This is a genomic window from Pseudomonas sp. FW305-7 (genome assembly GCF_058786735.1).
The window spans coordinates 32,920-56,738 of sequence record NZ_JBYSZA010000027.1 but is presented as its reverse complement, the minus strand read 5'-3'; the positions used below and the strand labels follow the sequence as shown (position 1 = coordinate 56,738).

44 protein-coding genes and 2 pseudogenes are annotated in these 23,819 nt (G+C 58.1%); 5 read left to right on the top strand and 41 right to left on the bottom strand.

Going from position 1 to position 23,819, the window contains the following annotated elements; genetic code table 11:
* Positions 1–62: 62 nt before the first annotated feature.
* The 32 genes from AC3WMT_RS25055 to AC3WMT_RS24900 all read right to left on the bottom strand — a co-directional run bounded on the left by AC3WMT_RS25055 (position 63) and on the right by AC3WMT_RS24900 (position 15,487).
* Positions 63–308, bottom strand: coding sequence for a hypothetical protein (locus tag AC3WMT_RS25055; RefSeq protein WP_103306005.1), 246 nt, complete (start codon positions 306–308; stop codon positions 63–65).
* Positions 295–525 (bottom strand): hypothetical protein, encoded by a 231-nt coding sequence (locus AC3WMT_RS25050; RefSeq protein ID WP_103306004.1) that lies wholly within the window; start codon positions 523–525, stop codon positions 295–297. Before AC3WMT_RS25050 ends, AC3WMT_RS25055 begins: the two co-directional genes overlap by 14 nt.
* A 49-nt stretch (positions 526–574) precedes the next feature.
* A complete protein-coding gene (locus AC3WMT_RS25045) occupies positions 575–835 on the bottom strand; it encodes a hypothetical protein (protein ID WP_103306003.1) in 261 nt (86 codons plus the stop codon).
* A gap of 70 nt (positions 836–905) precedes the next feature.
* Complete coding sequence (locus AC3WMT_RS25040) at positions 906–1,109, bottom strand: hypothetical protein (protein ID WP_103306002.1); 204 nt, start codon at positions 1,107–1,109, stop codon at positions 906–908.
* A gap of 61 nt (positions 1,110–1,170) precedes the next feature.
* Complete coding sequence (locus AC3WMT_RS25035) at positions 1,171–1,377, bottom strand: hypothetical protein (RefSeq protein ID WP_103306001.1); 207 nt, start codon at positions 1,375–1,377, stop codon at positions 1,171–1,173.
* Positions 1,378–1,417: 40 nt separating this feature from the next.
* A complete protein-coding gene (locus AC3WMT_RS25030) occupies positions 1,418–1,636 on the bottom strand; it encodes a hypothetical protein (RefSeq protein WP_103306000.1) in 219 nt (72 codons plus the stop codon).
* Positions 1,633–2,022: a hypothetical protein gene (locus tag AC3WMT_RS25025; protein WP_146041273.1), complete on the bottom strand. Its 390-nt coding sequence runs from the start codon at positions 2,020–2,022 to the stop codon at positions 1,633–1,635. Before AC3WMT_RS25025 ends, AC3WMT_RS25030 begins: the two co-directional genes overlap by 4 nt.
* A gap of 147 nt (positions 2,023–2,169) precedes the next feature.
* Positions 2,170–2,319 carry a hypothetical protein gene (locus tag AC3WMT_RS25020; RefSeq protein ID WP_158249183.1) on the bottom strand — a complete coding sequence of 50 codons (150 nt, stop codon included), beginning with the start codon at positions 2,317–2,319 and terminating at the stop codon, positions 2,170–2,172.
* Positions 2,306–2,857, bottom strand: coding sequence for a hypothetical protein (locus AC3WMT_RS25015; protein ID WP_146041272.1), 552 nt, complete (start codon positions 2,855–2,857; stop codon positions 2,306–2,308). The genes AC3WMT_RS25020 and AC3WMT_RS25015 overlap by 14 nt, the downstream gene beginning before the upstream one ends.
* 14 nt (positions 2,858–2,871) lie before the next feature.
* Complete coding sequence (locus AC3WMT_RS25010) at positions 2,872–3,111, bottom strand: hypothetical protein (protein ID WP_256583583.1); 240 nt, start codon at positions 3,109–3,111, stop codon at positions 2,872–2,874.
* Complete coding sequence (locus AC3WMT_RS25005) at positions 3,095–3,301, bottom strand: hypothetical protein (protein ID WP_103305996.1); 207 nt, start codon at positions 3,299–3,301, stop codon at positions 3,095–3,097. The genes AC3WMT_RS25010 and AC3WMT_RS25005 overlap by 17 nt, the downstream gene beginning before the upstream one ends.
* A gap of 2 nt (positions 3,302–3,303) precedes the next feature.
* Positions 3,304–3,786, bottom strand: coding sequence for a hypothetical protein (locus AC3WMT_RS25000; RefSeq protein WP_256583582.1), 483 nt, complete (start codon positions 3,784–3,786; stop codon positions 3,304–3,306).
* Positions 3,787–3,898: 112 nt separating this feature from the next.
* On the bottom strand, positions 3,899–4,549 hold the full coding sequence (locus AC3WMT_RS24995) for a hypothetical protein (RefSeq protein WP_103305994.1): 651 nt from the start codon (positions 4,547–4,549) through the stop codon (positions 3,899–3,901).
* Between the two features lie 74 nt (positions 4,550–4,623).
* On the bottom strand, positions 4,624–4,989 hold the full coding sequence (locus AC3WMT_RS24990) for a hypothetical protein (RefSeq protein WP_103305993.1): 366 nt from the start codon (positions 4,987–4,989) through the stop codon (positions 4,624–4,626).
* Positions 4,970–5,389, bottom strand: a complete 420-nt coding sequence (locus AC3WMT_RS24985; RefSeq protein WP_103305992.1) for a phage protein NinX family protein — start codon at positions 5,387–5,389, stop codon at positions 4,970–4,972. The genes AC3WMT_RS24990 and AC3WMT_RS24985 overlap by 20 nt, the downstream gene beginning before the upstream one ends.
* A complete protein-coding gene (locus tag AC3WMT_RS24980) occupies positions 5,386–5,766 on the bottom strand; it encodes a hypothetical protein (RefSeq protein ID WP_103305991.1) in 381 nt (126 codons plus the stop codon). Before AC3WMT_RS24980 ends, AC3WMT_RS24985 begins: the two co-directional genes overlap by 4 nt.
* Positions 5,767–5,772: 6 nt before the next feature.
* Entirely contained in the window at positions 5,773–6,090 is a 318-nt protein-coding gene (locus AC3WMT_RS24975) for a hypothetical protein (RefSeq protein ID WP_146041271.1), read from the bottom strand.
* Positions 6,083–6,430, bottom strand: coding sequence for a hypothetical protein (locus AC3WMT_RS24970; protein ID WP_103305989.1), 348 nt, complete (start codon positions 6,428–6,430; stop codon positions 6,083–6,085). The genes AC3WMT_RS24975 and AC3WMT_RS24970 overlap by 8 nt, the downstream gene beginning before the upstream one ends.
* Positions 6,427–6,702 carry a hypothetical protein gene (locus tag AC3WMT_RS24965; RefSeq protein ID WP_146041270.1) on the bottom strand — a complete coding sequence of 92 codons (276 nt, stop codon included), beginning with the start codon at positions 6,700–6,702 and terminating at the stop codon, positions 6,427–6,429. The genes AC3WMT_RS24970 and AC3WMT_RS24965 overlap by 4 nt, the downstream gene beginning before the upstream one ends.
* Positions 6,689–7,564 carry a hypothetical protein gene (locus AC3WMT_RS24960; protein WP_103305988.1) on the bottom strand — a complete coding sequence of 292 codons (876 nt, stop codon included), beginning with the start codon at positions 7,562–7,564 and terminating at the stop codon, positions 6,689–6,691. The genes AC3WMT_RS24965 and AC3WMT_RS24960 overlap by 14 nt, the downstream gene beginning before the upstream one ends.
* The gene (locus AC3WMT_RS24955) at positions 7,561–8,058 is read right to left on the bottom strand and encodes a DUF1643 domain-containing protein (protein ID WP_103305987.1); all 498 of its coding nucleotides are present in this window, start codon (positions 8,056–8,058) and stop codon (positions 7,561–7,563) included. The genes AC3WMT_RS24960 and AC3WMT_RS24955 overlap by 4 nt, the downstream gene beginning before the upstream one ends.
* A 2-nt stretch (positions 8,059–8,060) precedes the next feature.
* The gene (locus AC3WMT_RS24950) at positions 8,061–8,891 is read right to left on the bottom strand and encodes a hypothetical protein (protein WP_103305986.1); all 831 of its coding nucleotides are present in this window, start codon (positions 8,889–8,891) and stop codon (positions 8,061–8,063) included.
* Positions 8,884–9,711 carry a hypothetical protein gene (locus tag AC3WMT_RS24945; RefSeq protein ID WP_103305985.1) on the bottom strand — a complete coding sequence of 276 codons (828 nt, stop codon included), beginning with the start codon at positions 9,709–9,711 and terminating at the stop codon, positions 8,884–8,886. Before AC3WMT_RS24945 ends, AC3WMT_RS24950 begins: the two co-directional genes overlap by 8 nt.
* On the bottom strand, positions 9,708–9,917 hold the full coding sequence (locus AC3WMT_RS24940) for a hypothetical protein (protein WP_103305984.1): 210 nt from the start codon (positions 9,915–9,917) through the stop codon (positions 9,708–9,710). The genes AC3WMT_RS24945 and AC3WMT_RS24940 overlap by 4 nt, the downstream gene beginning before the upstream one ends.
* Positions 9,914–10,306, bottom strand: coding sequence for a GntR family transcriptional regulator (locus AC3WMT_RS24935; RefSeq protein ID WP_103305983.1), 393 nt, complete (start codon positions 10,304–10,306; stop codon positions 9,914–9,916). Before AC3WMT_RS24935 ends, AC3WMT_RS24940 begins: the two co-directional genes overlap by 4 nt.
* The gene (locus AC3WMT_RS24930; RefSeq protein WP_146041269.1) at positions 10,299–10,673 is read right to left on the bottom strand and encodes a hypothetical protein; all 375 of its coding nucleotides are present in this window, start codon (positions 10,671–10,673) and stop codon (positions 10,299–10,301) included. The genes AC3WMT_RS24935 and AC3WMT_RS24930 overlap by 8 nt, the downstream gene beginning before the upstream one ends.
* A 55-nt stretch (positions 10,674–10,728) precedes the next feature.
* Positions 10,729–11,736 (bottom strand): nucleoid-associated protein YejK, encoded by a 1,008-nt coding sequence (gene yejK, locus AC3WMT_RS24925; protein ID WP_103305982.1) that lies wholly within the window; start codon positions 11,734–11,736, stop codon positions 10,729–10,731.
* 48 nt (positions 11,737–11,784) lie between these two features.
* Entirely contained in the window at positions 11,785–12,555 is a 771-nt protein-coding gene (locus AC3WMT_RS24920) for a hypothetical protein (protein WP_103305981.1), read from the bottom strand.
* Between the two features lie 31 nt (positions 12,556–12,586).
* On the bottom strand, positions 12,587–12,922 hold the full coding sequence (locus tag AC3WMT_RS24915; RefSeq protein ID WP_103305980.1) for a hypothetical protein: 336 nt from the start codon (positions 12,920–12,922) through the stop codon (positions 12,587–12,589).
* Positions 12,923–13,034: 112 nt separating this feature from the next.
* Positions 13,035–13,454 carry a Ref family recombination enhancement nuclease gene (locus tag AC3WMT_RS24910; RefSeq protein ID WP_256583581.1) on the bottom strand — a complete coding sequence of 140 codons (420 nt, stop codon included), beginning with the start codon at positions 13,452–13,454 and terminating at the stop codon, positions 13,035–13,037.
* Positions 13,455–13,466: 12 nt separating this feature from the next.
* Positions 13,467–14,567 carry a hypothetical protein gene (locus AC3WMT_RS24905; RefSeq protein ID WP_103305979.1) on the bottom strand — a complete coding sequence of 367 codons (1,101 nt, stop codon included), beginning with the start codon at positions 14,565–14,567 and terminating at the stop codon, positions 13,467–13,469.
* A 443-nt stretch (positions 14,568–15,010) separates the two neighbouring features.
* Entirely contained in the window at positions 15,011–15,487 is a 477-nt protein-coding gene (locus AC3WMT_RS24900; RefSeq protein ID WP_103305978.1) for a hypothetical protein, read from the bottom strand.
* 236 nt (positions 15,488–15,723) lie between these two features.
* On the opposite strand from AC3WMT_RS24900, the pseudogene rdgC reads away from it, so the two are divergent.
* From rdgC to AC3WMT_RS24875, 5 genes and pseudogenes are all read left to right on the top strand, one after another.
* A pseudogene (gene rdgC, locus AC3WMT_RS24895) lies at positions 15,724–16,641 on the top strand (recombination-associated protein RdgC); the annotation flags it as partial.
* A 30-nt stretch (positions 16,642–16,671) separates the two neighbouring features.
* Positions 16,672–16,896: a DNA translocase FtsK gene (locus AC3WMT_RS24890; protein ID WP_256583586.1), complete on the top strand. Its 225-nt coding sequence runs from the start codon at positions 16,672–16,674 to the stop codon at positions 16,894–16,896.
* Positions 16,897–16,948: 52 nt separating this feature from the next.
* Positions 16,949–17,212, top strand: coding sequence for a hypothetical protein (locus AC3WMT_RS24885; RefSeq protein ID WP_103305976.1), 264 nt, complete (start codon positions 16,949–16,951; stop codon positions 17,210–17,212).
* 479 nt (positions 17,213–17,691) lie between these two features.
* Positions 17,692–17,985, top strand: coding sequence for a hypothetical protein (locus AC3WMT_RS24880; protein ID WP_146041268.1), 294 nt, complete (start codon positions 17,692–17,694; stop codon positions 17,983–17,985).
* Positions 17,986–18,293: 308 nt separating this feature from the next.
* Complete coding sequence (locus AC3WMT_RS24875) at positions 18,294–19,508, top strand: tyrosine-type recombinase/integrase (RefSeq protein ID WP_103305974.1); 1,215 nt, start codon at positions 18,294–18,296, stop codon at positions 19,506–19,508.
* Between the two features lie 172 nt (positions 19,509–19,680).
* Here AC3WMT_RS24875 and lysC read toward each other — a convergent pair whose 3' ends face one another.
* The 9 genes and pseudogenes from lysC to AC3WMT_RS24830 form a co-directional block, all read right to left on the bottom strand.
* Positions 19,681–19,995, bottom strand: coding sequence for an Rz1-like lysis system protein LysC (gene lysC / locus AC3WMT_RS24870; protein WP_218276684.1), 315 nt, complete (start codon positions 19,993–19,995; stop codon positions 19,681–19,683).
* A 22-nt stretch (positions 19,996–20,017) separates the two neighbouring features.
* Positions 20,018–20,281 (bottom strand): annotated as a pseudogene (locus tag AC3WMT_RS24865) (DUF6746 family protein); the annotation flags it as partial.
* A 29-nt stretch (positions 20,282–20,310) separates the two neighbouring features.
* Positions 20,311–20,631, bottom strand: a complete 321-nt coding sequence (locus AC3WMT_RS24860; protein WP_103305972.1) for a hypothetical protein — start codon at positions 20,629–20,631, stop codon at positions 20,311–20,313.
* Positions 20,628–21,323 carry a glycoside hydrolase family 19 protein gene (locus AC3WMT_RS24855; protein ID WP_492577991.1) on the bottom strand — a complete coding sequence of 232 codons (696 nt, stop codon included), beginning with the start codon at positions 21,321–21,323 and terminating at the stop codon, positions 20,628–20,630. The genes AC3WMT_RS24860 and AC3WMT_RS24855 overlap by 4 nt, the downstream gene beginning before the upstream one ends.
* Positions 21,313–21,639 carry a hypothetical protein gene (locus AC3WMT_RS24850; RefSeq protein ID WP_103305970.1) on the bottom strand — a complete coding sequence of 109 codons (327 nt, stop codon included), beginning with the start codon at positions 21,637–21,639 and terminating at the stop codon, positions 21,313–21,315. Before AC3WMT_RS24850 ends, AC3WMT_RS24855 begins: the two co-directional genes overlap by 11 nt.
* Before the next feature lie 77 nt (positions 21,640–21,716).
* Entirely contained in the window at positions 21,717–21,947 is a 231-nt protein-coding gene (locus AC3WMT_RS24845; protein WP_103305969.1) for a hypothetical protein, read from the bottom strand.
* Entirely contained in the window at positions 21,928–22,728 is an 801-nt protein-coding gene (locus AC3WMT_RS24840) for a hypothetical protein (RefSeq protein ID WP_103305968.1), read from the bottom strand. Before AC3WMT_RS24840 ends, AC3WMT_RS24845 begins: the two co-directional genes overlap by 20 nt.
* Positions 22,725–23,429, bottom strand: coding sequence for a hypothetical protein (locus tag AC3WMT_RS24835; protein WP_103305967.1), 705 nt, complete (start codon positions 23,427–23,429; stop codon positions 22,725–22,727). Before AC3WMT_RS24835 ends, AC3WMT_RS24840 begins: the two co-directional genes overlap by 4 nt.
* Complete coding sequence (locus AC3WMT_RS24830) at positions 23,429–23,818, bottom strand: hypothetical protein (protein ID WP_103305966.1); 390 nt, start codon at positions 23,816–23,818, stop codon at positions 23,429–23,431. Before AC3WMT_RS24830 ends, AC3WMT_RS24835 begins: the two co-directional genes overlap by 1 nt.
* Between the last annotated feature and the right edge of the window lies 1 nt (position 23,819).

Here is a 23,819-nt window from a genome sequence, read left to right as displayed (position 1 = left end):
ACCGGCAGCCAGACACAAAAAAGCCCGCACGCGGCGGGCTCTTCAGTGGTCGTTGTGGCGGTCTACCCCGCTGCCGCTTCTTCGGCCTCAGCGTCCTGCACCAGCTTGTTCACGCCCCCGATCAACTCACCCACGGCGGTGTTGTAGGCTTCCTCGGCTTTGGCGCACTCGCGCAGCACCTTGTTGCGCTGGCGGGTAGTCATGCTGGTCAGCTGCTCCAGTGGTTTCATGGCCTTGCGGTGCTCGGCGCTGGCGTCGTTCACCGGGTTGATGAATTGGCGCAGGGCCACAGTGTCAATCTTTGCCATGTCGGGTTTGTCCTGGCTCATCGAATTTGTGTGTCTGCACGTACCTGGCGAGATCGATGCAGGCCGGGCAGTCCACCAGCGCATCCGTGGGCAACCCCTGCTCGATGTCGCCATGCTTCACGCCGCACAGCGTCACGTATCCCTTGCGACCAACGTAATGCGTCTGGTCACGCTCAGGGTGATAGGTCTTTTCAGCCAACGGCAATTGCTTGGCCATCGTTGTCTACCTGTCGTTGAACCTAAACATCGTCATTGGTAACGCGGACTCACGCCTGGGCGAGCGCCGCCCTTCGGCTCGCCTCCCACTCATCGCGCAGCACTTGCCACATGTCCTGACTCAGCAGCTCATGTTTGGCCAGCGCTTGCAGGTAAGCGGTGACGGCGGCCAGCTCAGTGATGCGCTCAGTACCACCACGCGGCTCCGGCAGGCCATAACTCTGGCGAATGCTTTCGCACGATTGCACGATCATCGCGCGGACGTCGAACAGCAATTGGTCGTTGTCTTGCTCAATCTGGATTAGGGGCATGGCGGGGGTTCCTTTCTCAAATGTCCGTCTTTACACCTGGTGTAAAGATGGTTGTTCCCGGTTGAATTCGTTATTGGTGACGGCCCGCGTAGATCGGAAAGCCGTACTGGTCGACCTGGCTGCCGTGGCCATAGAACTCGTATCGCTCGGCCCAGGCATTGGCCGGGTCTCGAATGATCCGGTCGATTTCCGGTTCAACCAACTCCATCGGCCCGGCAGGCAGCGAGAGGCTTTCCTCCCGATCATCCGAGCCGTACAGAACAATGGTATCCATCGCAGATCCTCCTTTCAGTCAGGTTTTTAGCAAGGTCACAAGAGTTATCAATGACTGACAGTCACGCACCCTCGGCAGGCTGATACGCCAGTTCCCACGTCGGATGGAACGGCATCGTCAGCTTGCTGGCATCCAGCCGAATCATCAGCCGTCCATTGCGCGCGCTGCGAATCGTGCCGTACTCATGCCGACCGCAACCGGTGTACAGCACACGCATGCCGCGCTTGGCCGGGACGCCGTAGCTTTTGCGCACATATTCCATGCTCATTGGCTCAGCCCTCGCTCAGTCATCATGGTGGGGACTCCTTTCAGTGGCGCATAGGCGCTGGAATGCCGCCTATGTTCTGCGCCAGCGCGTCGACGCTTTGCAGCGTTTCTTTGATAGACGCCAGCGCTTTCGCCTTGGCTTCGCTCTCACGAATGCCTGGCTTCATTGGGGCCAGCTCAAGCATCGCCATTGTGTCTTCTAGGCGCCTTCTGACTTCAGCCAGATCCTTGCGCGCCTCATCAAGTCCGTCACCCGTCATAGCGGCACACCTCGTTTCCCCGCCGTCGCCTGCACGGTCATTGGATATGCCGCGCCCAACATCGCGTCCACCACTTCGGTAAGAGTGAATGCTTCGCTGATCGCGACAGAGCCTGTCACCACCTCGGCGCCCCGCGCAACTCGCAATTCAAGACCGGCAGGCTCGGTAGTGGCCATCGGCACAAAGCCTTCCCCGCCGCAGGTTGAGCACGCAGGTTCATGTGGGCGACGTGCGTGGCCATTGCACCAGCAACCCGCAAATGGGGACGCATCAATCAATGCGCGCAGTGGCCGTGCAAGCAAGTCGTTGCCCTCCTTCTCGGCAGCTACGACGACATTGAGGACTGCCCTGTATTCGTCGACATCGGTAATCGGTTGCAAAGTCATGGCAGGCACTCTCTTCTGGTTGGCTGTGCAAATTGGCAATCTCAGCCGCTCGCCAGCATACTGGTTATACATACAGTTTAAAGGCATCCATCCATGCCCCAGGCACTACCACCGTTCATACCGGTGACCCAAGACGAATTGCGCACCCTATGGGTCAAGTATCCCAACCCCGAGGTTCGCCGGTTGGCGCTTGAGGTTGCCCGGTACCGCAACGTGCTGGCCGAGATCGATCGGCTTTACAAAATCACCCATCAGGCTTGGCGTGACACCAATGGCGGCAATCTCACGGCTCTGCATGAGCTCCAGGCGCTGATGTATGCGGAGCGCGAGCGGCTACCCTGAGCTCTTCCCGGTCAAAGTCTTCTGGTGATTGCATCAGGCGCTCCACTATCAACACGCCAAAGCTCTCAAGCAGTTCCGGCACTTGCGCCTCAATATCAGCAACAGACAACAGCCGGTATTCAACGTCCAGCATGGATTTTTTCTTGTACGCCGCTTCGTAATTCTTGATTCGGGCCAGCGCCTCACACAAAGGCAGGGCAGTGGCGAAAGCGACGTTGCGCTCAAGGGGAGCAATATTGTTTCGCTCTTCACAGCTGACCTTCTGATGCGTGGTCAACAACAGCATACTGTCGGGCTTCGGTTGAGGCTCTTTGGCAGCCTGCCAGCCGTTCCAGGCGCCCTCTACCCAGTCCACGACGTAACGCCCATCACCACGGCGTTCAAGTACGCTTTTCAAAAGTGCATCACCTTGGCTGTAGCCGTAGTTCTTCACAGCAAGCGCTAGGCATTGAGCTTGAAAAGCAGCCCGTACAGGATCTGGTGTGCTAGTCATATATGCGCGCTCATCTAAGTCAGCTTCCGATTATTTGGGTTGATTTCAGGCAGTTCATCGACCTCGCTGCCGTGTACGTGGCCAAGGCCGACATCGACGCGCAGATCCAGAGCACTGCCGGAGTACCAGATTTCGCTGCCTTGAACTCTCACCGACCGCTGACGCAGCCACCGGTATCGATCAGCGAACAGGCGCAATTCCGCCAACTCCTGAGCGGTCGGAAGCTCTGGCGCCAGATCAACGGTTTTCTTCACTTTCGGCCTCCCGTGCGGCTTCCGCTCGGGCCAACCACTTAGCGGCCTCTTTCTTCAGCTTGTCGGAAACTACTCGGCCTTCAGTGAATTCACTGGGAACATTCGTCCAATCCATCAGCAGGTGCTCAGCGGCTTCGTTAAGCGCTTCATAGCGGCCCTCCATCTGTTTGACTGTCAGCTTCTTGGCCATGGCTACGCCTCACCTACACATTTGAACGCCTTCGCGTGCCCTACGCACACCTTTGTAGGGTTGCCCCTGTCATCAGTCTCCGCATGGCACATGAAGCCTTTCTGGTCGAAAGACATGTAGGCGGCGTCACTGGTGGCCATCGGCGATTGGTTCGCCATTGAGCCGAGCCGGTAGGCGCAGCCTTCGCAGGCGCCAGCAGGATCGCACTGCGCAGCAAGTGCCACGCCCTGACATGCGCCCAATATCGTCGGCAGGTTCACGCTGTCGAACTTATCCGGGTGCATTCCCAGCTCACTAATCAGCACAAGATCCGTCATGTTCCGGCAGTTGTCCGCGACAGAGTTCGCCATTCCTACGAACTGGGCGAACAGCTCGACAAGGCTTTCAACCCCATGCTGCGCGCTGTATTCGGTCAGCAGTTGGACTCGCCCGGCAAACGGCAGGTTGGCCAACACGGCCATATCATTCGCCTGGCGCGGGGTCATTGTGTAATCCGTGCATTCGCTCATGACGAGCCCTGTAAAATTCATTAGCGACATAATGACACAAAAGCACTACGACACAATAGCGCTTTTGTGTTTGTCTGCTCGGCGTCGGTCAGAACGATTCTTCAGCCTGAGCCGTCGCCCCCGCATAGGTCACGTTCGGCGCTTCGAAGCGCACAATCAGATCCGTCGACTTGCCGTCGTTGACCAGTCGCAGGGATGCGCGCCGAACGTCCTCCTGCGATGCCTTCATGATGGCGTCGATATTCGGGTACCCAAGGGTTTCCGGCACTTCAAGGTAGGTGTAGGTGATGTCCCCGGTGGCGAGCGCTGCGCTCTCAAAGGCCATGAACTTCTGCATGTATTCGTCCTGGCTCTTCGCTGTGTTGCGCAGCGTCACCATGTCGATAAACGACTTCGTGTTCTCCATCGAAATAATGTTGAAGGACTTGGCCAGCGCGTCGGTAACCTTTTGGTACCCGGCTTGCTGGTACGGCGCGATCAGCGCAACAGCGTCCAGCTTGTTCTCACGAAAGAACAGCGCAACGGTGAATTTCTGGCCGACGAACTCAACGTTGTCAGTGCAGCGCCCTGTGTGCTCAGGGTTCGAACAGTCGTAGTAGCCCGCCGAGCGCGTATATTTGTCGATGGGCGTGCCGTAGGTGTAGTCCTTGAAAAGACTCACGCCCGCCGATGCGCTCGGGATGCCCGAAAGCAGGCCGAGGCCGGTGGTCAGCGCGAGCGCGATGAGTTTTTTAGACATCGGGAAAGTCCCTTTCGGTATCAGTGTTGGCGTTATTCCGCCGAACGATACTATGAAAGGGACAGGGCCGGTTATCAGGCGCCTGCGGTGGGCCTGGGCTTCTTGGCGGTCTTGAGCCGGTAGTTTCGGCAGCAGGCGGTGCAGAACACACGCATGGCACCGGAGCGGGTTTGCTTGAGCTGGCCACCGCACTCGCAACGGTTGGCTTCCAGATACTTGGACACCGCGACGTTGATCGCGGCACCGTTGTTGCGTCTCGGGCGGGTAAGCCCCAGCGCCTTGCAGACCCGCCGGTAATCCTGCGCTATCCACTCTTCACCCGGCTCGTGGCCAAGGCCGTCGCCAAGCATGTCACCCAGTTTGATCAGTTGGTCATACAGGTGCTTCTTTGAATCTACCGGCGGTGCGGGCTTCAGTTCTTCAAACAGGTCTGGCTGCATTGGCTGCAACCTCCACCGGCTTCACCAGCACCTCCGGTACCAGCACGACGTCGCCACGGTGCAGTCGCACGAGCGCCCGGCAAAACGCCTCAAGGATCGTTGAGCCACCGGCAATCCGGCAGAAACCCACCGGCCCTGCATCGTGGGCAAAGGCGCGAAACTTCGGCGGCTCGCTGTCGGTAACCATGCCGAAGCATTTCGCATACTTGTCCATCAGCGGCCCGCCCTGATTCCAGTCCGTAGAAGGCCGGTAGGCGTAGCCGGTCGATGCCAGGGCGACACGCCAGTAGGTACCGTTGTGTGGGGCCGACAGCTTCACCTCTACACCCAACACCTGCGCCACCGCCCAGCCCAACGCCCAACCTTCCAAGTCGCGCAGCTCCACCTCAACCACGCTCATTTCGGCATTACCGAATCTGACGAATAGGCCTGAGCAAAAGCCTCTTGCAGCCGCTCTATCAAACCGCTCACGTCGTTCCGCTCCCACACCGCAAAAAGCTGATCTAGATCATATTCGCCGTCGCGCATCGACGTGTGGAAATCCAATGCGAATGACACACCTTCGTCCTCGGCGGTGATCAGGATGTGGTCACGCTCAGCCGATCCGCTGGCGTCCACTTCGTCGGTAAGGCTTGTGTACCGAAAATCCTTTAATTCACCATGGTGGTCGATTGATTCCAGCTTTACCATCGGCTCACGGATGATTGCAGGGTCGTACTTTGAAAAGACCGTTCCCTCTGGCATCGCCAGGAACGTCTTGAGGTCTACGATCCTCATGCTTGCTTACTCATGGCTGTTACCTAAAAGACTGATTGACGTGATAGAAACCGGCCCTAGGTTGTTTCTCGACTGGATAAGGTTTTCCAGCGCCTCGATATCTTTCGCCGTGGGCGTGCCTTGGAAGGTCTCAAAGCTGCGCCCGGATCCGCGCGCTTGGCCGTAGCCCACCAAATAGGTGTGCTTAGCCTCCCCCTGCGGCGGCAAGCCCATAGCTGACCGCAGTTCGTCGGCCATTTCACCGCGCACCGCCCGGCCCTCTTTGGCGTCACGATCAAGCGCATTGAGCACCATGCCCAGCACGCTCCTTAGTTTTTCATTCATCGACAGCCCCCTCTGGCATCGTCTCCACCACAATCACGCCGTATTGCTTCAGCGCGTCAAATAGATCGCTCACATACGCTCGGCCATTAAATTCTGGCCCGCCGTCAACATCCTCAAACGTCTCGTGGTACTTCGGATCATTGCGGGAGGGTACGCGGACGTAGCGCAGGTAAGTGTCTGCTGGCCGGGCGTACAGTGGTGCATCATCCGGCAAGGATCGCCCAGCAGCATTGAGGTACGCCCGCACCGGTAATGGATCGTGGTACACCCGCCCCACTACCTGATCAGTCACCAGCGCCTGCTTGCTCAGCAACCCAGCGCCGTCGTGGGCGGCGGTCATGGCATTTTCTTCTTGTCTTGCGCACATTTCTGGCACCCACCATCCGCTACAAAATCAAGAAAAGTGTGCGTGCAGTCCGACGCCAGCCAATCGGGAATGGTGAGTTCCTTCGTTGGCAGTTCAGGTGCCACAGTTATTCGACCCGTCCCATTGCAAGGTTCGCAAATAGTCGTCGGTGCTTCATCAATGCCGGTTCCGACCGTTCCATAACCGGCGCAGCGCTTGCACAGACTATCCTTGCTCATATGTTCGACCCGCTTATTGTCGGTCATCGTCAAACGCCCCCATGCCCTTGTTCGCTGATATGGCGGTGCTTATTAGATCGCGCAGATGCTCTATCAGTGGCTTGTGTTTACCCGGCACCCAATTGATTGCCCACTCGTTAATGGTGCCTCCGTTGTGCAGCATCCACTCACTGCTCGCGCGCTCTTTGGCCAGCTGTTCGTGCAGATCGTCGATCAGGTTGAAGTCCGGCGCAGCGCCAACCGGTGGCTTCCACAGTTCGGCGCCGTTGTAGGTGTAACCCTTGGCTTGCAGCGTTTTGATCGCCGCCGTGGCCGCCGACACTGTGTCGATGGTCAATACTGGGGTTATGGCGCACAGGGCGTCTATGTTGTTGGCGGCCTGTTCGGGAGTGAACACGCTCAGACCACCACCGTAAGCTGCATAATCGGCTATCCAGGCAAAAGGCTCTGTACCGATCCCCGGCGCAGCGCTACTTACAGCGGCATGAAATGCCGCACTGATGCCAGCGACATCCGGGTTGATGATCCGCAGCAGCTGCCCATATTGATCGCGGCTTATGGTTGCATCTGCCGCCGAACGTCCGTCTTTCCACAGCACGTTCAGTTGGCAAAGCCCGGTGCCGTGCTCGAGTTTTTTTCGAAGCTCCTGCACGTCGTCATCGTCATTTTCAGCCTCTCGCACCGCTTCAACCAGCGCCAGCCCGACATCCGTCATTTCGTAGCGACCGAAACCGAGCGAGCGAACAAGGCCTACACGCGCCAGCGACTTCATACGCGCTTTGGGCACGTCGTAGCCTTGGTCGTCTTCACAGGTTTCGTGGAACCGGAGGACGTCGGTACGCTGCTGCTCAGTGAGCGCCAGCGGCAATTCGATTGTTTGCTCAGTCATACCGCGCTCCAGGGAGTTAGTGGTGTTTCGTAGGGGAGTAACAACGGGTGCAATGGGTCGCCGCTTTTGGTCACGCCGAAGTGCAGCACCGGCTTCCCGGAATCAATCAGGCGTTTCATCAGTTCCGGGGGAGCACGGCGAAGCGCGCGCGGGATCTTGCTCAGGCGCCCCCAGCACGGCACCAGAATGTCGGCTTCGGCGATGATCTGGATTAGGTGCTCGCGCCACTCCAATCCGAAGGGCTCGTCAACACGCACCAGCTCGTCGACGTCGGTGGCTCGGTAAGCGAAGACATTGCCGACAATGAACCGGTGGCCACCATTCCGGATGGTGAAGCCGCGCCACTTACGCACGGTCTGATCGTCCAGGGTTGCGTCGGCTGTCGATGGGTTGATCCCGAAGTAGGCAATAACCTTGCTGCCTTCAAACGGTAGGCCGCAATCACGGTCAAGGCGGTACCGGTACTGCCCGCACGGGCTGATAATCGCGCTCATGTTCAACCCCAGCGATACGTGATGGCGTCAATGCATGCGTTCCACTCGTTCGCCATGCAGGTCTGCGTATAACTAGCATCACGGTATTCGTGCGGGCCTTTCCTATCGGGCAAAATCACTGTAACTGGCGGACGCTGGCCAGCCTGGTCTGCAACCCGTTCAAACTCGGCGGCGTAGTCGTTGCAATTGCAGTCAGCCACATTCGTTTCGCCGACAGGCTCACATTGGCATAACTGCGCTGTCAGCTTTTCATGCAACGTGTCTTGCATCCCCTCTTCAACTTCTGCCTTTGTCAGCCCGACGATGCGCACCTCGCTGCTGGCTGGATCTCGATACTTGAAGGTCAGCCCCTCCTGCCCTGAAATGCCTTGATGGGGCTTGAGGCGAAGCCCCTCGACCGCCTTGCTGTAAATGAACTTAATCTGATCCCACGAGATCGTGTGACGTTGGCTGTACTCGCCCTCACCATCGCAAATCTCGCAATGCTCGTTCGGCTCATCAAGCTCGCCGCAGTCGGGGCATTCATTCGTCACCTCTACTTTGAACTCCCCCAGCAGAAGCGCTTTAGCTCCATTCTCCGCAGTCAGCCTTTTGGGCATGATGCAGTAGCCATCAGGTATCGCGACCGGATCTTGCCGGGCGAGCGCAGGCGCATCGAGCAGGGCGCGCAACTCCCGTGCAGTCGGGTCACCCGCCATCATGTATTCGGGCGTATCACACTGGCCGCCCGCTTCTATGATTTGGTCATAGCCCGCCTGATAAATTCTTTTCATGGCGAGCAGTGCTTGCTCAAGAGCCTTTCGCGACAATCCGTCAATCGTTGGGTTATTCATCAAGCTCACCATCCTGTTCAGGCGCTATGAACTCGCAGGAGTCGCAGTGCCATGCGTAGTTGTTCTCTTTCAGGGTTCCGGTATCGCAATTCGGGCACTTGTGGCCTTCCGGCTTTTGAATAGTTGCGGGCAAGGCTTTCAGCCAGTTGCGCAGCGACTGATATTCCGCGTTGCGATAGCTGCCGAATGCGTAGGTGAATGGCTTGGTGTGGTTGTGGCCATCACGAGCCAAGAAGTCGATACAGCCTTGCTCGGTGAAACAGGCGGTCACAAACACGTCGACGTCCTTCACCGCGTAGCGCTGCCAGCCCTTCACCTCTCGTCCGGCGGCGTGTATCGCCTCCAGACGCCGGGTGGTGCGCTCGTCTGCCGTGGTGCCGCTGTCGGCGTCGTACCACTCAATGCGGTCGTGGTCGTGCGTGTCGAGGGTGACCATTGCGCGCTTTTCCATGACGGCGAACAGCGGCTGATCAGTGTGGCGGTTGTCTTGCGAATTGATCAGTCGACCAACAGCAGCGGGCAAGGCCAGCTGTGCGCGGAGGCTTTCAATCTCATCGCGCGCAGCGCTCGCCCGGTTAACAGCACGGTCATACTCGCCCTTTGCCTCGCCAAGCTCGGCGCGCAACCGCTCAATTTCACCCTCAGCTGTCGCCAGTTTGGTGTCGCGTTGATGTGCATCAAAACGCCGCTGCGCTTCATCGTCGCCAATCTTGATGTACTGGCGGAAGTCGTGACGCTTGAGCACGGTCTTGAACAGGTGTCCGATATAGCCGCGCCCGCCATCGGGCGTGTTCAGGTTGAATTCGGGCTTCTGGCTCATAGGTGCAATCTTCCTTTGATCTCGGTGTACTGATCGGCGCTGAGTTTGTTGTGGTGAATTGCGTCACGCAGCAGGGTTTGTGCAGCATCGACATGGGCAGCGGTCTGGCCAGCTGCTAGCTTTTCGACTGTCTGCTCAAGGTGGACACGGCTGGTGAAGTTGATCCCGTGCGCCTTCCACGGGAATTTCTGCTGGCCAGCGCTCACTGGTCACCGCCTTGGCTCTGATTGGCGGCGAGGAACGCGGCGACCGCGGGTGCAAGGGCGTCATTTGGGCGATCCAGACGCAGCAGGCACTTTTCCAGCAAGCGCAGAGCCTGGGCCAGCTCCGAATCATCATTGGCCGCGCGCTCCACCACTTGCGGAGTGTGGTGCGGCTTGCCGTATGCCAGCCCTTGAGCCTGGACGCAGCGCAGCGCTTCACGCACCGGCATGCGGCTGGTTCCATAGTGATTGGCGATAGCCTGCTGATTCAGCTTGGTGCCGACCGGCAGTGTTCCGTCATTGATGACTTGGGCGAGTTGTGCAGCGATAAACAGACCATCTACAGGGCCATCCGGACGCGGCCCCAGCGCTTTCAGTAGAACTTCACACATGAGTTTCTTCCTTCGCTCCGTCGTGCAAGCACAGCCGCTGGCCCGCCTGCTCGTAATGCATGTCTTCAATTGCAAACTGTTGATCAACCGTGAGCAGCGGGTTGCAGATGTTGCAGTGCCCGGCCACCTTGATGGCTTGAAAGTGAATCGACGCTGAGTTGTAGTCTCGATAACACGAGGGGCAGCGGATCCCTTCTACGCCGCAGCACTCCAGCGCTTTGTCTGGATCATCGTGAGAGCCTTTGCAGGCCGGGCAGACATAGACGCTCGTAATGGTTGGGGCACAGCATTCCTTTGCGTCTTCAATGCTGTCGTGAACTGTTCGGCAAGATCCGCAGCGGTGTCTCTCTTTGACTTTTATGCTCATTGCTGAAGCTCCCTTTCAAACGCCGCCCATGCTCAGGACGGCGCCGTTCCAGTTATCAGGCCTTGGCCCGCTTCAATTGGTCGAGCAGCGCCGTCGGCAACCCCTTCAGGGTCAGCGTGCCGTTCTCTTCGTCGAATTCGATCTTGGTGCCGAGCAGGTGCGCTTCGAAGCTGATCGACAGCCCCTCAGTGCGCCCGGTGAAGCGACGGAATTGATTGAGGGTGCGCTTGTCGGCGGGGATCTCCGGCGACAAGCCGTAGGCGGCAGCGCGGGCAAAGTCGGCGAACGCTTTCGGGTTCTCTTCGTCGATCACCTCGGACAGCTCGTCGAGGGTCACCAGTCCACCGATCTTGGCTTGACTGCTGGCGTAGTCGAGTAGGGTCTTGGCCTTCTCGCGCGCGGAGTCATCCGGCAGCTCTTCGCTTTCGACAAAGTCTTTGAAGGCCTTGAGCAAGGTGCGGGTTTCGCCGGGGCCGTCGACGCCTTCCTGACATCCGATGAAGTCGCGGAAATAGTCGGTCGCCTTGCGTCCGTTCTTACCCTTGATGAAGGAAATGTACTGCCTGGATTTGGGGTTGCTCTGCCACTCGGAAATGTTGATCCGCGCCGCCAGGTGCAACTGGCCGAGGTCGAGGTGCCGCGATGGGGTCACGTCCAGTTCATCGGTGACCGACACGCCGTCGCTGTGATGCAGCAGCGCGATGGCCAGATAATCGGTCAGGCCTTGCTGATAGTGCGCGAACAGGGCGTGGCCACCAACGGACAGGTTCGATTCTTCCATCAGTCGCTTTAGGTGCTCTACGGCGTCCCGGGTGAAGTCGACAAACCCATAACCGCCGGACAGGTAGCGATTCAGCCAGCCACTGAACGGAAAGGCGCCAGACTCAGCATGGAACAAGCCCCACGCTTTGCCCTGCTTGCCGTTGTAGGCCTCGTTTAAGTCGCCCAGCAGGTTCTCAGTGGCATCCGATACAACCAGCTCGGTGTCGCGGGTGTGCAGCATGGCCGGGGTGCCGTCCGGCTTCTTGTCGATGTGGAAAACGATGGCGTGGCGCAGTGGCATATTCAGATTCCTTGATGGATGGCGCACCTACAGCGGTGCGCCAGCGGCTCAGTGGCCGTAGGTGTGGTCGCCTTCACGGCAGTCGATGATCAGTTTCGCCGCGCCGAAATACATGGCCGCGATGTACCGTTTCCACTTTGATGTCATGCCGAAGTGGCGGCCGATTGGCTCACCTTCCAACAGGGCGGCAAACACTTCGCCGTATTCAAACCCGCGGTCGGTATGGCCCGTGATGCGAACGCTGATGCGGTTGGCATAGTCAAAATCTGAGCGAGGACGCTCGTGCAGACCATGCGCGGCGCGATAGCTGGTTTCTGGCTCGGCATCGAAGAGGATGTGGATGTAGCGCTGACGAGTGCCGTCGCCTTCGCTGATGGTGATATGGGGAAGGTGCCAGCCCTTTTCGGCGGCCTTCTCCTGATTCGCTTCGACGAACGCATCCAGCAGCTGATTGAGGCTGATGAACTCCGGGATCATGTCGTCGTGCAGAACCTCATTAATCGCCTGCTCTGCGCGCCGAAGCATGTCGCCGGTCACGCCCGCATCCATCCAGCGGTCTTTGAGTGCTGTAATGATTAGGTCGTTGTACCGCGGCAGCTCGATGACGTTGGCGATATTCGAAGGCAGTGCATGGGCGATCTCTTCGCGGATCTTGCCGCTGAAGGATCCGTGAGGGGCGAAAGCGTCTTTCAACGCCTCGGTAAACAACCGCTCCACGCAAGACTGGATAATCTCGCCGGGGCGGTCGCTGCTGGCAAAGGCAACGACATGTTCTGTCAGCACCTCTTCCAGCGTCTTTTTCTTCGATGCTGCACACATAGTGCTACTCCCTACTTCACACTCGTGAAAATCAGTCGGCGGCGTGAGCGATGTCGAGCATCACCCGGCGCCCTATGAACGGTTCCAGACGGCGCGCCAGCAGCGTGGCCAATTCCTGCCAGCCCGCTTTTGCGCCGATCCGACTGCCCTCCAGTGCCTCCACAAGAATCACCGTGTTGATCTGATCCATTTCCACCGCCAGACCCGCTTCCAGCCGCTGCGCCAGCTCGGCGGCAGCGAGCGCCCAAACATCTGCGCCAAACAACGGCTCTTCAGCCGCTTGGAAGGTTTCAAGCATCACCTGAGCGGTGGACAGGAACCGAAGCCGGTCGAGCAGAACACCCGCTGCGACCCGGCTGATAAGCATTGGTGAATTCATCGTCAAAGCCCTGGATGGCTAACCGTCCACGACATAATGACACAACATCACAATAACTCAATAGCGTTTTTATGTTGTTGCGCTCGACAATTCCACGAGGCTAAGCAGCGCCCCGGTTGTCGTGGTCTTGATACTGCTCGCTCTCGTACCACTTGCTGAGCAGCGCACGAACCTCCACCGGCACCACGCGCCCGGCCACCTCGACCATCTGCACACAAGCCTCCAGCAGCACGATCTCCCGCGCGTATTCGGCGATAAACTCGGCCTTGTTGCCGTGAACAGCCTTCATCGTTTTGATGGGGCCGGTACCGGGCTGGTGATGACCCGCACACAGCGGCAGTACATACCAGTGCGCGTGCCTTTTGGTGCGTCCGTCACAGTGGTGGATCGACACATACGCTTGCTCTTCGTAGTTGCGCCGCCTGCCGTCCAAGATGCAGCAGATACAGCCACACACGTCCGCTACGGTGTCGTGCCATTGCTTCTCGCCAATCGTCTTGCTTCTTCCGTCCATTGCCATGTCTCACCACCCCTACGCGGTCAGTCGCTCTTTCATCGGGCCGCCCACAAGCTGCCCGAGCTTTGCTCTGGCCTCTTTGGCGACGTTGGTAATCTCGGACTTGGCGCCAGCTTTTGGAGCGATGGCGGGCGCGACGGTCGTAGGCGCGGCCTTGGCGGCGGCCTTGGCGGCGGCCTCAACGACACGCTCTGTGTCTGCACGGCGGGCGCGCTGCTTTTCCTGCGCCTGCGCCTTCACCACGTAGGATTCACAGTGGCGAAGCAATGAGCTGATGGGGTGGCAATTGTCGGCAATGGCGGGAGTCTTCACCGCCTCTACGTAGTAACGGGCGGTAAGCGGGGCGATGTCTTGCCCGATGCGCTCGACCACCTTGGCCATCTGGCCGCCCAGTGTGGCGTTGAAGATCGGCCACTGGCGGTACTTGGCATTGAACGCCATGGCATAGGCGAGCCAGGTGCGGAACGTTTTGCTGGCCGGGTTCTGGGGGTAGTTGTCCGGCGCCTGCGACAAGGCTTTGCGCTCATCGTCGCTCAGTGCGCCCACTCCCACAGTGTCACCCAGTGGAATCGGCGAGTTGGCCGCCGATTGTGCAGTCTCCGCTCCCACAGGGTTGGCTGTGAGATTTTTAACTGCTCTTTCAGTGCTAACTGCTTGTTTATTATTAACTAAAGCGTCGGGCTTTGCCGGATCCGGCTGAACCGTATCCGGCAAATCCGTAACCGGCGCGACCGTTTCCGGATTTGCCGTAACCGGTGGCGCCTTGTCCTTTTTCTGGCTGGCGATGAAGGCCGCGCCCGCGGCCAGATCCGGGGTTTCCGATACTTCGTAGGTCATACCCTTGAAGGTGCCGCCCTGCCGGTCGTACCGGCGAATGACGTACCCGGACATCTGCAGCTCTTTGAGGATCCCGTAAACCTTGTCCCGGCCCGAACGCTTGCCCAGGCAATTGCGAGTGCGAGCCAGCAGATCCTCGACGCGGACTTCCCAGTGGTCTGGCTTGCTGAGCAGGTACACGAGCATGCCGCGAGCTTCCCAGCTCAAGCGGTTGTCTTCGATAGTGGTGGTCGGTAGGACGTAGAACTGGCTTTTACGTGCGGCGCGAATGATGCTCACAGGCACCCCCCGAATTGGCAGGTTGCATGAGCAATAGGCGAACTGATTGCGTTGATCCGGCGCGAACGCCTCTCAAAACTGGCAAAAAGAAGGATTGCAAAGCACAGGGAGGCTTTGCTATGGAAGCAATTATGGTAAAGTCGGGGCACGGTGTTCGACATCTCCTGATGTTATTGGGCGATGCGGCAGTTCCCACGGCTGATAGCTTTGATAAAAAGCAGGCCTAAAGCATGGAAGGCTTTGTGGTGCAAATGGTCTAAACATCGTATGCGTCTAAAAAAAGAACCTTCGCTTGCAGGCGGGATAGGTTCTTTTTTTTTGCCTCTAATTCGGTGAATCTTGGATAAGCTGCGCGCTGTATACCATACAGGCGTATTGCCAGCCAATTAATCCCGTATCCCCGGACAATGTAAATACTGTTCGTTTGAACAGCCCTCCCCCGATCAGGACTCCCGAGGAAGCTTTTTCAGCTTCGCGACCGCCTTTTCATAGAACGCTTCCGACACACCCCGTAGCCCTAAACAAGCTTGCTCCAGCTGTGCATAGTTGCGCTTTCCCACCGCTTCTACCGCCGCTTCTCCGCGCGCATCAGCCATACGCTTCAGGCGCTTAGCTCGATACAACGACGCCCGCAATTCCGGGTAAGGATAAGGCTGATCCAGATAGCCAAACGGCAGCCCCGCGGCCTCTTCGACCTTATGCGCCAGGAATTCGGGGAAGCCTCCCCTGTCTTGCATCGCCTGAGTGATTTGGTTAGCAAGGGAGTGGCATTCCGTCTCGGGGAGATGCGTGAACAGCGCGCGGATTCCCTTCGGACTATGCAGGTCTGCGTACAGGCTAAATCGCTGTTGTCGTGCCCGCTTCCCGGCGTCAACCGCTTCCTTCGCGGTGCTGGCGCCTTCAAACACTTCTAGGTTCATGCTCAAGATTCCATAAGTAAACCGTGGGTAATTTACGCGCAACCCCATAAAAACGCTATTAAAGTTTGGGAAACCTGTTTACTCTGCGCGATCTGGAAAAGCGAGCCGCAAACAGAGCCGTCCGGGGATCATTCAGGACAGGACAAGATAAGAACGGCTCCGATTGAGAGGGGCCATTCCCAGTCAAGTTCGTGCGCGGCTCAAGGCCATGCAGCCACCATCAGTAAGGAAACAGCATGTTTTTCACGAATCTTTTGCTCTACCGCATCACCCAAGCCATCGATCTTTCTGCCGATGCTCTGGAAGCGGCCCTGGCCACCAAACCGGCCCGCGCCTGTGCCAATCAAGAATTGACCACCTACGGATTCAGCGCCCCATTCGGTAAAGGCGAAGACGCCCCGCTGGTGCATGTCAGTGGCGACTTCCTGCTGGTGAGCGCCCGCAAGGAAGAGCGCATTTTGCCGGGCAGCGTTGTGCGTGATGCCGTGAAGGAAAAGGTCGAAGAGATCGAGGCCGAGCAGATGCGCAAGGTCTACAAAAAAGAACGTGACCAGATCAAAGACGAGATCATTCAGGCCTTTCTGCCGCGGGCATTTGTCCGCCGCTCCAGCACGTTCGCCGCGATTGCTCCGACGCTGGGCCTGATCATCATCAACAGCTCCAGCCCCAAGCGCGCCGAGGATCTACTGTCGACGCTGCGCGAAGTGCTGGGCACGCTACCGGTGCGCCCGGTGACGGTGAAGATGTCGCCTACCGCCACACTGACCGACTGGGTACGGACGCAGAAGGCAGCCGATGACTTCTACGTGCTCGATGATTGCGAGCTGCGTGATACCCACGAGGATGGCGGGATTGTCCGCTGCAAGCGCCAAGACATGACCGGCGAAGAGGTGCAGCTGCACGTCAGCACCGGGAAGGTCGTCACGCAGCTGTCGATAGCTTGGGAGGACAAACTGTCGTTCGTGCTCGACGACAAAATGGTGATCAAGCGACTGAAGTTTGAAGACTTGCTGAAGGATCAGGCCGAGAAAGACGGTGGCGAAGATGCCATGGGCCAGCTCGACGCAAGCTTCACCCTGATGATGTTGACCCTCGCCAAATTCATCCCGGCATTGCTGGAAGCGCTGGGCGGCGAAGAGACCCTTGAAGGTGTTTACGCCGTAGACACCGCTGCTGGCGTGTCAATGACCATCAGCACCCCGGAGGGCGTGACGATGACCATCGACGGCGACGACGAGCTGCTGGTGGAAGTAATCGCCTTCGTCCGCGAATCGGGCCGTGCGTCCACCAGCGCGGTGCAGCGCAAATTCAAGATCAATTACAACCGGGCCGCGCGCCTCATTGAGAGCATGCAGGTCAAAGGCATCGTGAGCGCGATGAACGAAAAAGGCGCCAGAACCATCTTGTAACAGCACTGCCAGGCGGGCCGCTGCGCCCGCCGCAACGCCAAGGATTAGCGAAATGATCGTGAATTTTGATGGCCGCCGGGATACCACCAGCGGCGATAAACCGAACAAGCCAGTGAAATGGACAGGCAGTTTTGTCGTAACAGATGCGTCCGGGAATAGCCTTGAGACGCTATGGGAACCCAACGGCGTCCCGCGCATGAACTATCAGGGCGCTCGTAACCGCGCCAAACAAGTGATCGAGAGCATGAAAGCGCGGCTCTTTGAGCAACACAAACAGCCTATCCGCAAGGCGGCTTTCACACTGACGACGCGATGAGACATTACGAGATAGAAGGCGCCGACCTGCGACTACCGCAGTTTCTGGTTTCTCCCCAGGTTGGCACCCGGATTCAAAGCGGCAAAGCGAGCCTGATGATCTTGCCATTCCGCCCACAACCGTCGGTGTGCATGAGCTCACTGGAACGTCTTGGGCTCGAGAGTTTTTCGGAAGACGACTTGCTGTCAGCGGCGCGATTGGCCTTCAGCTGGGGGTTTATCGCCCCACCGATTCGTATGGGATACGCCTTTGAACTTACACATGAATTCGTACCGGAAAAGTGTTCAAAAATTGGTACGGGGATAGTGCGACAAATGGGCATAACACGCCTACTTGATATAACTGCAAAGCACTGGAAGTTATGCGGCTACACCAGTCGAGAGGACTTTAATTCTTACTGGCACCAGGCTGCTGCCGACTTGAGCGAACACTCTAACCCGTGGTGCTGGCTTATTGAATTCACATACAAGGGGTGAAATATGGCTATACCTGTGATCGCCGCGTTGTTGCTTCACGTCATATGGCTTGCGCGCCGGTACCAGCACGCTACGCCGAGCGTAATGAAGCGAGTGCGAACACTTGCAGCTGTCACTTCGCTGACGCTGACCACTGTTCTGTTCTGTTTGATCCAGAACAATGTGAGCCAATTGGCACACAGAAATATTTATTTTCAGGTCGGTTCAGCCAGCGGACAGGCAACGCCTGTCACATCTTCTCCTGATAATTCAATTTGTTACACGGAAAGCAGCAATCTTGACGATAATGGTAAATGACAACTACCGTCCGTCGTCTAATTGCAGTGCTATTGGAACTTAGCTTTTCGCTTGATACCTTAGCGAGTGTGGGGCGCAGTGTGGGGTCAGCTTTTCCGGACATCCGGAAAACCCTTATTCCACAAGGCCTACAGGCCGATCCTGCCGGGGATACACCATCCCCGTAGCTTTCGGTAAAATCTGCGCCTCTAACCCCCAATGAAGTACGGACTGGGAAAGCTCCCACAACCCCTGTCACTCAGTCCGAGAATGGAAGCTGCAAGCAATGCGAACCCATACCGTTACACCCTGCAAAAAGGTCGAAAACTATGCCGCTCAATCAAAAGGTTATCGCGACGATAACAGTGCCAGGTGTCTACCAGGATAAAAACGGCCTGAGCCTAAAGGTCAGATCCGCCAGTTCAAAATCTTGGATCTTTCGCTACACATCACCCTCTGATGGCGAACGCCATGACATGGGCGTAGGCGCGTTCCCTGAAGTCAGCCTGACTGACGCCAGGAAGAAAGCGACCGAACTACGCGCCTTGGTCAACAAAGGGATTGATCCTCTTGAGCAACGCAAGGAAGCGTCGAATGCATCGGTAACCTTCGAAGACGAAGCGCTCACTTTCATTGAGCGCCATCGTGCAGGGTGGTCGGATAAACATGCCACTCAATGGCTGAACTCTCTGACCGAATACGCCTTTCCTGTCATCGGCAAATTACCAATCGGCTCCGTTGAAACGGCGGACGTGATCAAGGTTCTTGACCCTATTTGGCTGGAAAAACCTGAGACGGCGCGGCGTGTGCGTAACCGTATGGAGCGCGTGTTTGATCATGCCAAGGCCTATGAGCGTCGCGACGGTGAAAACCCGGCGCGGCTGAAAGGCCATCTGCAAAACCTCATGCCGAAAAACCAGAACACGGTCAAGCAGCTGGAAAGTATGGAGTTTTCCCGCCTCCCGTCTTTCATGTATGTGCTGGAAGGCGAAGACTCGCGCACCGCCCGTTGCTTGCAGTTCCTGATTCTGACCGCCTGCCGTACCAGCGAAGCGCTGGGCGCGAAGTGGGAAGAAATCGACATGATCAACCGCGTGTGGACGATTCCAGCGGCGCGGATGAAGAACGGCGAAGAGCATCAAGTGCCATTGAGTGAAGAGGCGTTGCAGGTACTGCGCGATACCGGCTCCCGCGGTCGCAGCGAGTACGTGTTTCACGGCCCTCGCTCGACGTCGATGCTGCCGGACAACTCACTGCGCCGCCTGCTGCGCAAGCTGGGCGAACACTGCACGCCGCACGGCTTCCGCTCGACGTTCCGCACCTGGGCCGATGAGAAAACCGCGTTCTCGTTCGAACTGTGTGAAATTTCGCTGGCCCACGTTGTCGGCAACACTACGTCGCGCGCCTATGTGCGGGGCAACCAGCTGGAAAAACGCCGTCCATTGATGGCGCGCTGGTCGAAGTACGCAATGGAACGGGTGACCCCACAGCACCCGGTTATGGCGAAAAAAGCCGTTCCCGAGCAGTCCGCGCGCCTACAGTAACCGGTGACGCAATAAAAACCCGGCAGCATCCTCGCCGCCGGGTTTTCCCTTACACCACCCTCCGCACCCTGAGCCAAAACCTACAAAATGTACTTTTTGGGTCGTTTTGAAGGCATTTAGCCATCAAAAAGAGTATCCCCGGACATTTTTTGTCAGAAAGTGACGCGGTGTGTCACTTTGCCACCTTGCTCTCCACGGACAGCGGGCCACGCCCCTGCATACCCTTCGCCGCGTTCTGCAAGTTGATGCAGTCGATCACCTGGCTCGCACAAGACGTCAGCGCGTCTTCCGTTTCATCAATGGCGTGATACGGATCCTCATTGAGTTTGAGCGGCGGTCGCCCCGGCAGACGGCACGGCACCAGACTCGCGCAGACCGGTGGCGGCGGCGCGATAAGCAACGGGGTCGGTGGTTTCGGGTCTTGCGTAGCGCAGCCCGAGAGCAGCAGGCACAGGCTGGCGGAGGTAATCAGCAATCTCTTTGTCATTGCGCTTGAGCTCATCAAAGTTGCGGTTTATCTGCGCCGACTGTGTGGCCAGCGTGCTTTCCATCTGGCGAGTCGCCTGGCTGACTTGCGCCAGCTGTTCCTGCACCAGCGTGCGGTCATTCAGCGCCTGAGCCAGCAGCTCGTTGTGCTCGGTCAGCGTGGTGACGCTTTTGGCCAGGGTGTCGACCTTCTGCTGTGCGGCGTTTTCGCTCTGCCGGTAGTGGTCAGCAGCCCACAGCGCCACCACCACGACCAAAGCCCCACCAAACAAGCCGTATACGTTCATGCCTACCTCTTCGGCGCCTCGGCGCTCAGTTATGCCTTGTCCGGCTCATCGCGCGGCGCCAGTTCCTTGCGCGGGCGCTCGACGGCTTTACCCGCGACGTAACCGGTGGTTACGGCCCCCAGTACCATGCCGGAAATGACCTCCAGTGAACCGGCGATGATCCGCACCAGCTCAGTGGCCTGCGGGCTGCCCTGCGCCATCCACACCACGCCGCCCATCACGCCGCCGAACACACACATGATTGCCGACAGCACGGTCACGCACAGCGCGAACCCGAAGCGCTTCACCGACGGTCTGCCGGTGGTACCCTCTTCGACAAATCGGCCCAGCCAGCGCAGTAGCTCGTTCATGCTTGCAACGCCTTTTGTGCTCGCGCCAGATAAGCCACACGCGAGTCATAGCCAATCAACCCGCCGTTGATCTTTTCGGTGATCAGCTTGAAGCTGCCGACGTCGGCCAGCGCATTGAGCCCGCGGCTGTGCCAGAACCATGCGGCCGATTGCGCCGCACCTTCTGGCTGACGCAAATAGTCCGGTACCAGCGACAGCTCCAGACCAACAGCCTTCCCGAATTCCAGATGGTTCGCTTTGAACGTCAGTTGCTTGAGCCCGGCGCCGCGATAGCGCCAGCCATCGCCGCTTTCTTCCGGCCCGTTGTCGAACCGATTGGCATAGACGTTGTTGGCAATGGCTTCCGGGGTGCGCGCCAGCTTCAGCCCCAAGGGGTTTGGCTTGTTGCGCAATTTGCCGTCAATCATCACTTTCACATAACCGCCCTTCCCGTCCGGCACGGCGTAACGGTTTGGCCAAGTGTTGGCCAAACCGTCGGCGCTGTAGTTCAGCCCCTCGGTCACCCGAGTGAACTCCATCGACTCATGGGCGATCTGCGCCAGAAATGCGGTGATGCGGTGAAAGGTGTTGATCTGCCGCGCACGCATGGCCGCATTGAGCGGCGCCAGGTACTGGGCACAGGCATCGCGCCCCTTTTGCGTGGTGCAGACCGCTTGCAGCTGCGCCAGTGTTACCAATTCTTTATCGGCCATTGCCCCGCTCCCGTTCCAGTTGCTCAACCTTGAAGCCGAGGCGAGCAGCGTCCTGCGCCAACGTCTCGTTTTTGTCTTCCAGCTTGCCCACGCGCAGCGTCAACGCAGCCACGTCGCGGTCGGTCAAGGTCTGTTTGGCGGCAATCTCACCGATGGACTTCACAACCCCGTCCAACTTGTTGCTGAAGTCGGTAACAGATCCTTTAACCGAAGAACTGATGTTGTTCCCCAGCCAGCAAATGAACGTGATGAACAGCACCTGCAAGCCGTTCATCACTGCCTTCATCACCGGGCTTTGCGATACTTGCGCCGTCATATCCTGATCCCATAACCCATAAGCACATGGCCATCATTTTGCGATGGCCATGCGGGTTTTCCGGGAGGGGGTTTGCGCTATCGGCGCCGTCGCCCGAGCACGTTGCCGAGCATGTTTAGGCCCTTGATGACGTTGTTGATGCCGCCGATGACGGCAGACAGACCCTTGCTCTGGTTTTCCTGGCTTTTCTTCCAGTTCTGATAGCTCGGGGATTCAAACAGTGCGACGACTTCACTTTGCGGCAGGCGACTGGCCGTTATCAGGTCTTGATTGAAGTACAGGGCCAGGTCAGCCCTGGTGTTCGTCATTTGCTTCCAGTAGTTCACACGCCCCTCTGCTGATTCCGGAACGGGGGTGAAATCGGGCAGGCCCCAGTTTGGGTACCTCCTTTCCGTCGCCGAGGTCAGCGCCCGGCTCAGTGACTTGCGCTGCCAGCACTCCGTGAGCATTGAAGACGGCATGGACAAAGTGCTGGAGCTTCTGCGCCGCCTCAAAATACTTATCAAACAGTTCCAAAAATTCGCTTTCCGGAGCGGTACGAAGCAGCTCGATGCGCTCCTTCAGCGCTTTCCGATACGAGCTCGGATCAACGTACACAATCGGGGCCTCTTCGGCCCCCCGAATGCAGGCCGACATGACCCCAAGCTGCCAGCTGAAATAAGTCTTGGGTAACGCACCGGTTTCTACCAACGATTCAATCGCTTCAGCCTGGTAGCCGTGCAACGGCGTGCAGATATAAGGCTCTCCACGATGTTCGAATTCCACATGTTCCACATAGTCCGAGGCCCCCAGCAGATAGTCATGCAGATGACCATCCCCCAGCTTGAAGTCCGGATTTTCATCAAGAATCGCCGCCAAGTAGAAAATGGTGACGTTCATGCGCTCATTAACCGACCACAACAAGGGATCAGTTACTGCTTCGTGGCCTGGCGGGCGCGGCAGGTGTTCGCAGACGGCATTCAGAAACGCGGTGATCGTCCGTTGTGCGTACTGGTAAGGGATCGTGCACAACTCCTGTACCTGGCCGATTGTCAGCTCTCGGGGCTGTACGGAAATGCGCAACGAATGCACGGGTTGGATTGACTTCATAGAGCCCCAAATGATTCGTACTGAGTGAACGTCAGGTTCAGCGCCGAAAACTCTTCGACGCCCCGGTTCTGCGCCACTTGGCAGCTCACCGGGACAAGAACCCACGAGTTTGCATAACCTCGGCCCTCTTCAATGGCGCCGTGGGTAATCGTGAAGGTGTTGGCGTAGTCGCCAGGCAGGCCAAAGGTGCCATCCGGATGCGCGTGTTGGCGCTTCAGCTCTTCGAACCACGTTTTGATTTCGCCGTCGACGTCGTAGCAAGTCAGGGTCAGCTCCACCGGGTCGGCGCCGCTCGGCACCTGCACAAAGCCGGAACCGATCTTTTTGGATTCATACCCGAGCTGCACGCCGTTGTAGCTGAACTCTGTAGCCAGCAAATTGACCCGGGGCGCGCTGACTTTGCCAATCGGCTCCACCAGCACATGCCACAGGTTCGAACGCTCACGCAGCACGCCCATGGATTCCTCATACATTGCGTACAAGGTCGCCCACGAGGTGCCCGCAAGGGCGACGTTCCCGGCGCCGTATGAACTGGTCGGCCCAAGGAAGTTATCCATCAGCCCGTTGGCTGCTGCCGAGAGGTTGCCGTTAAGCAGGTTCCCGGCAATCTTGGTGAACTTGACGACCGGCGCCGACGCGCTGATTGCGCCCAGCGCTTTATCCATCGCCTGGTTGCCGAGGCGTTCGAAGATGCTGGCCATCAGATGGTTACCCAGTCTTCACAGAAGCACAGCTGCGGCAGCGTCCGCAGATATTCTGCGATTCCCATTTCCACCTCGGCAACCGACCGCCCGAATAACTCGGCGCCCTGCGTGCGGGACGCCTCCAGCGCCATGCTGTTCTCTTTCTCCAGATACAGCAGCCACAGTGGACGGATGATCGACAATTCACTGGTGTTCAGGTCGACGTCTTGCTGTTCGTTGGCACCGACCAGCGCTGCGGCGTCCACGTCCACGCCGCTTTTCAGGTCGGCGTATCCGCAATACTGCCGCGCGGCATCCCGCAAGCTGCGCTCCACCTGTTCTTCGGTGAGAACGCAACCAATCGGCAGCTCGGCCATATATTGCGCGGTCAGTTGGCGGATCTTCATG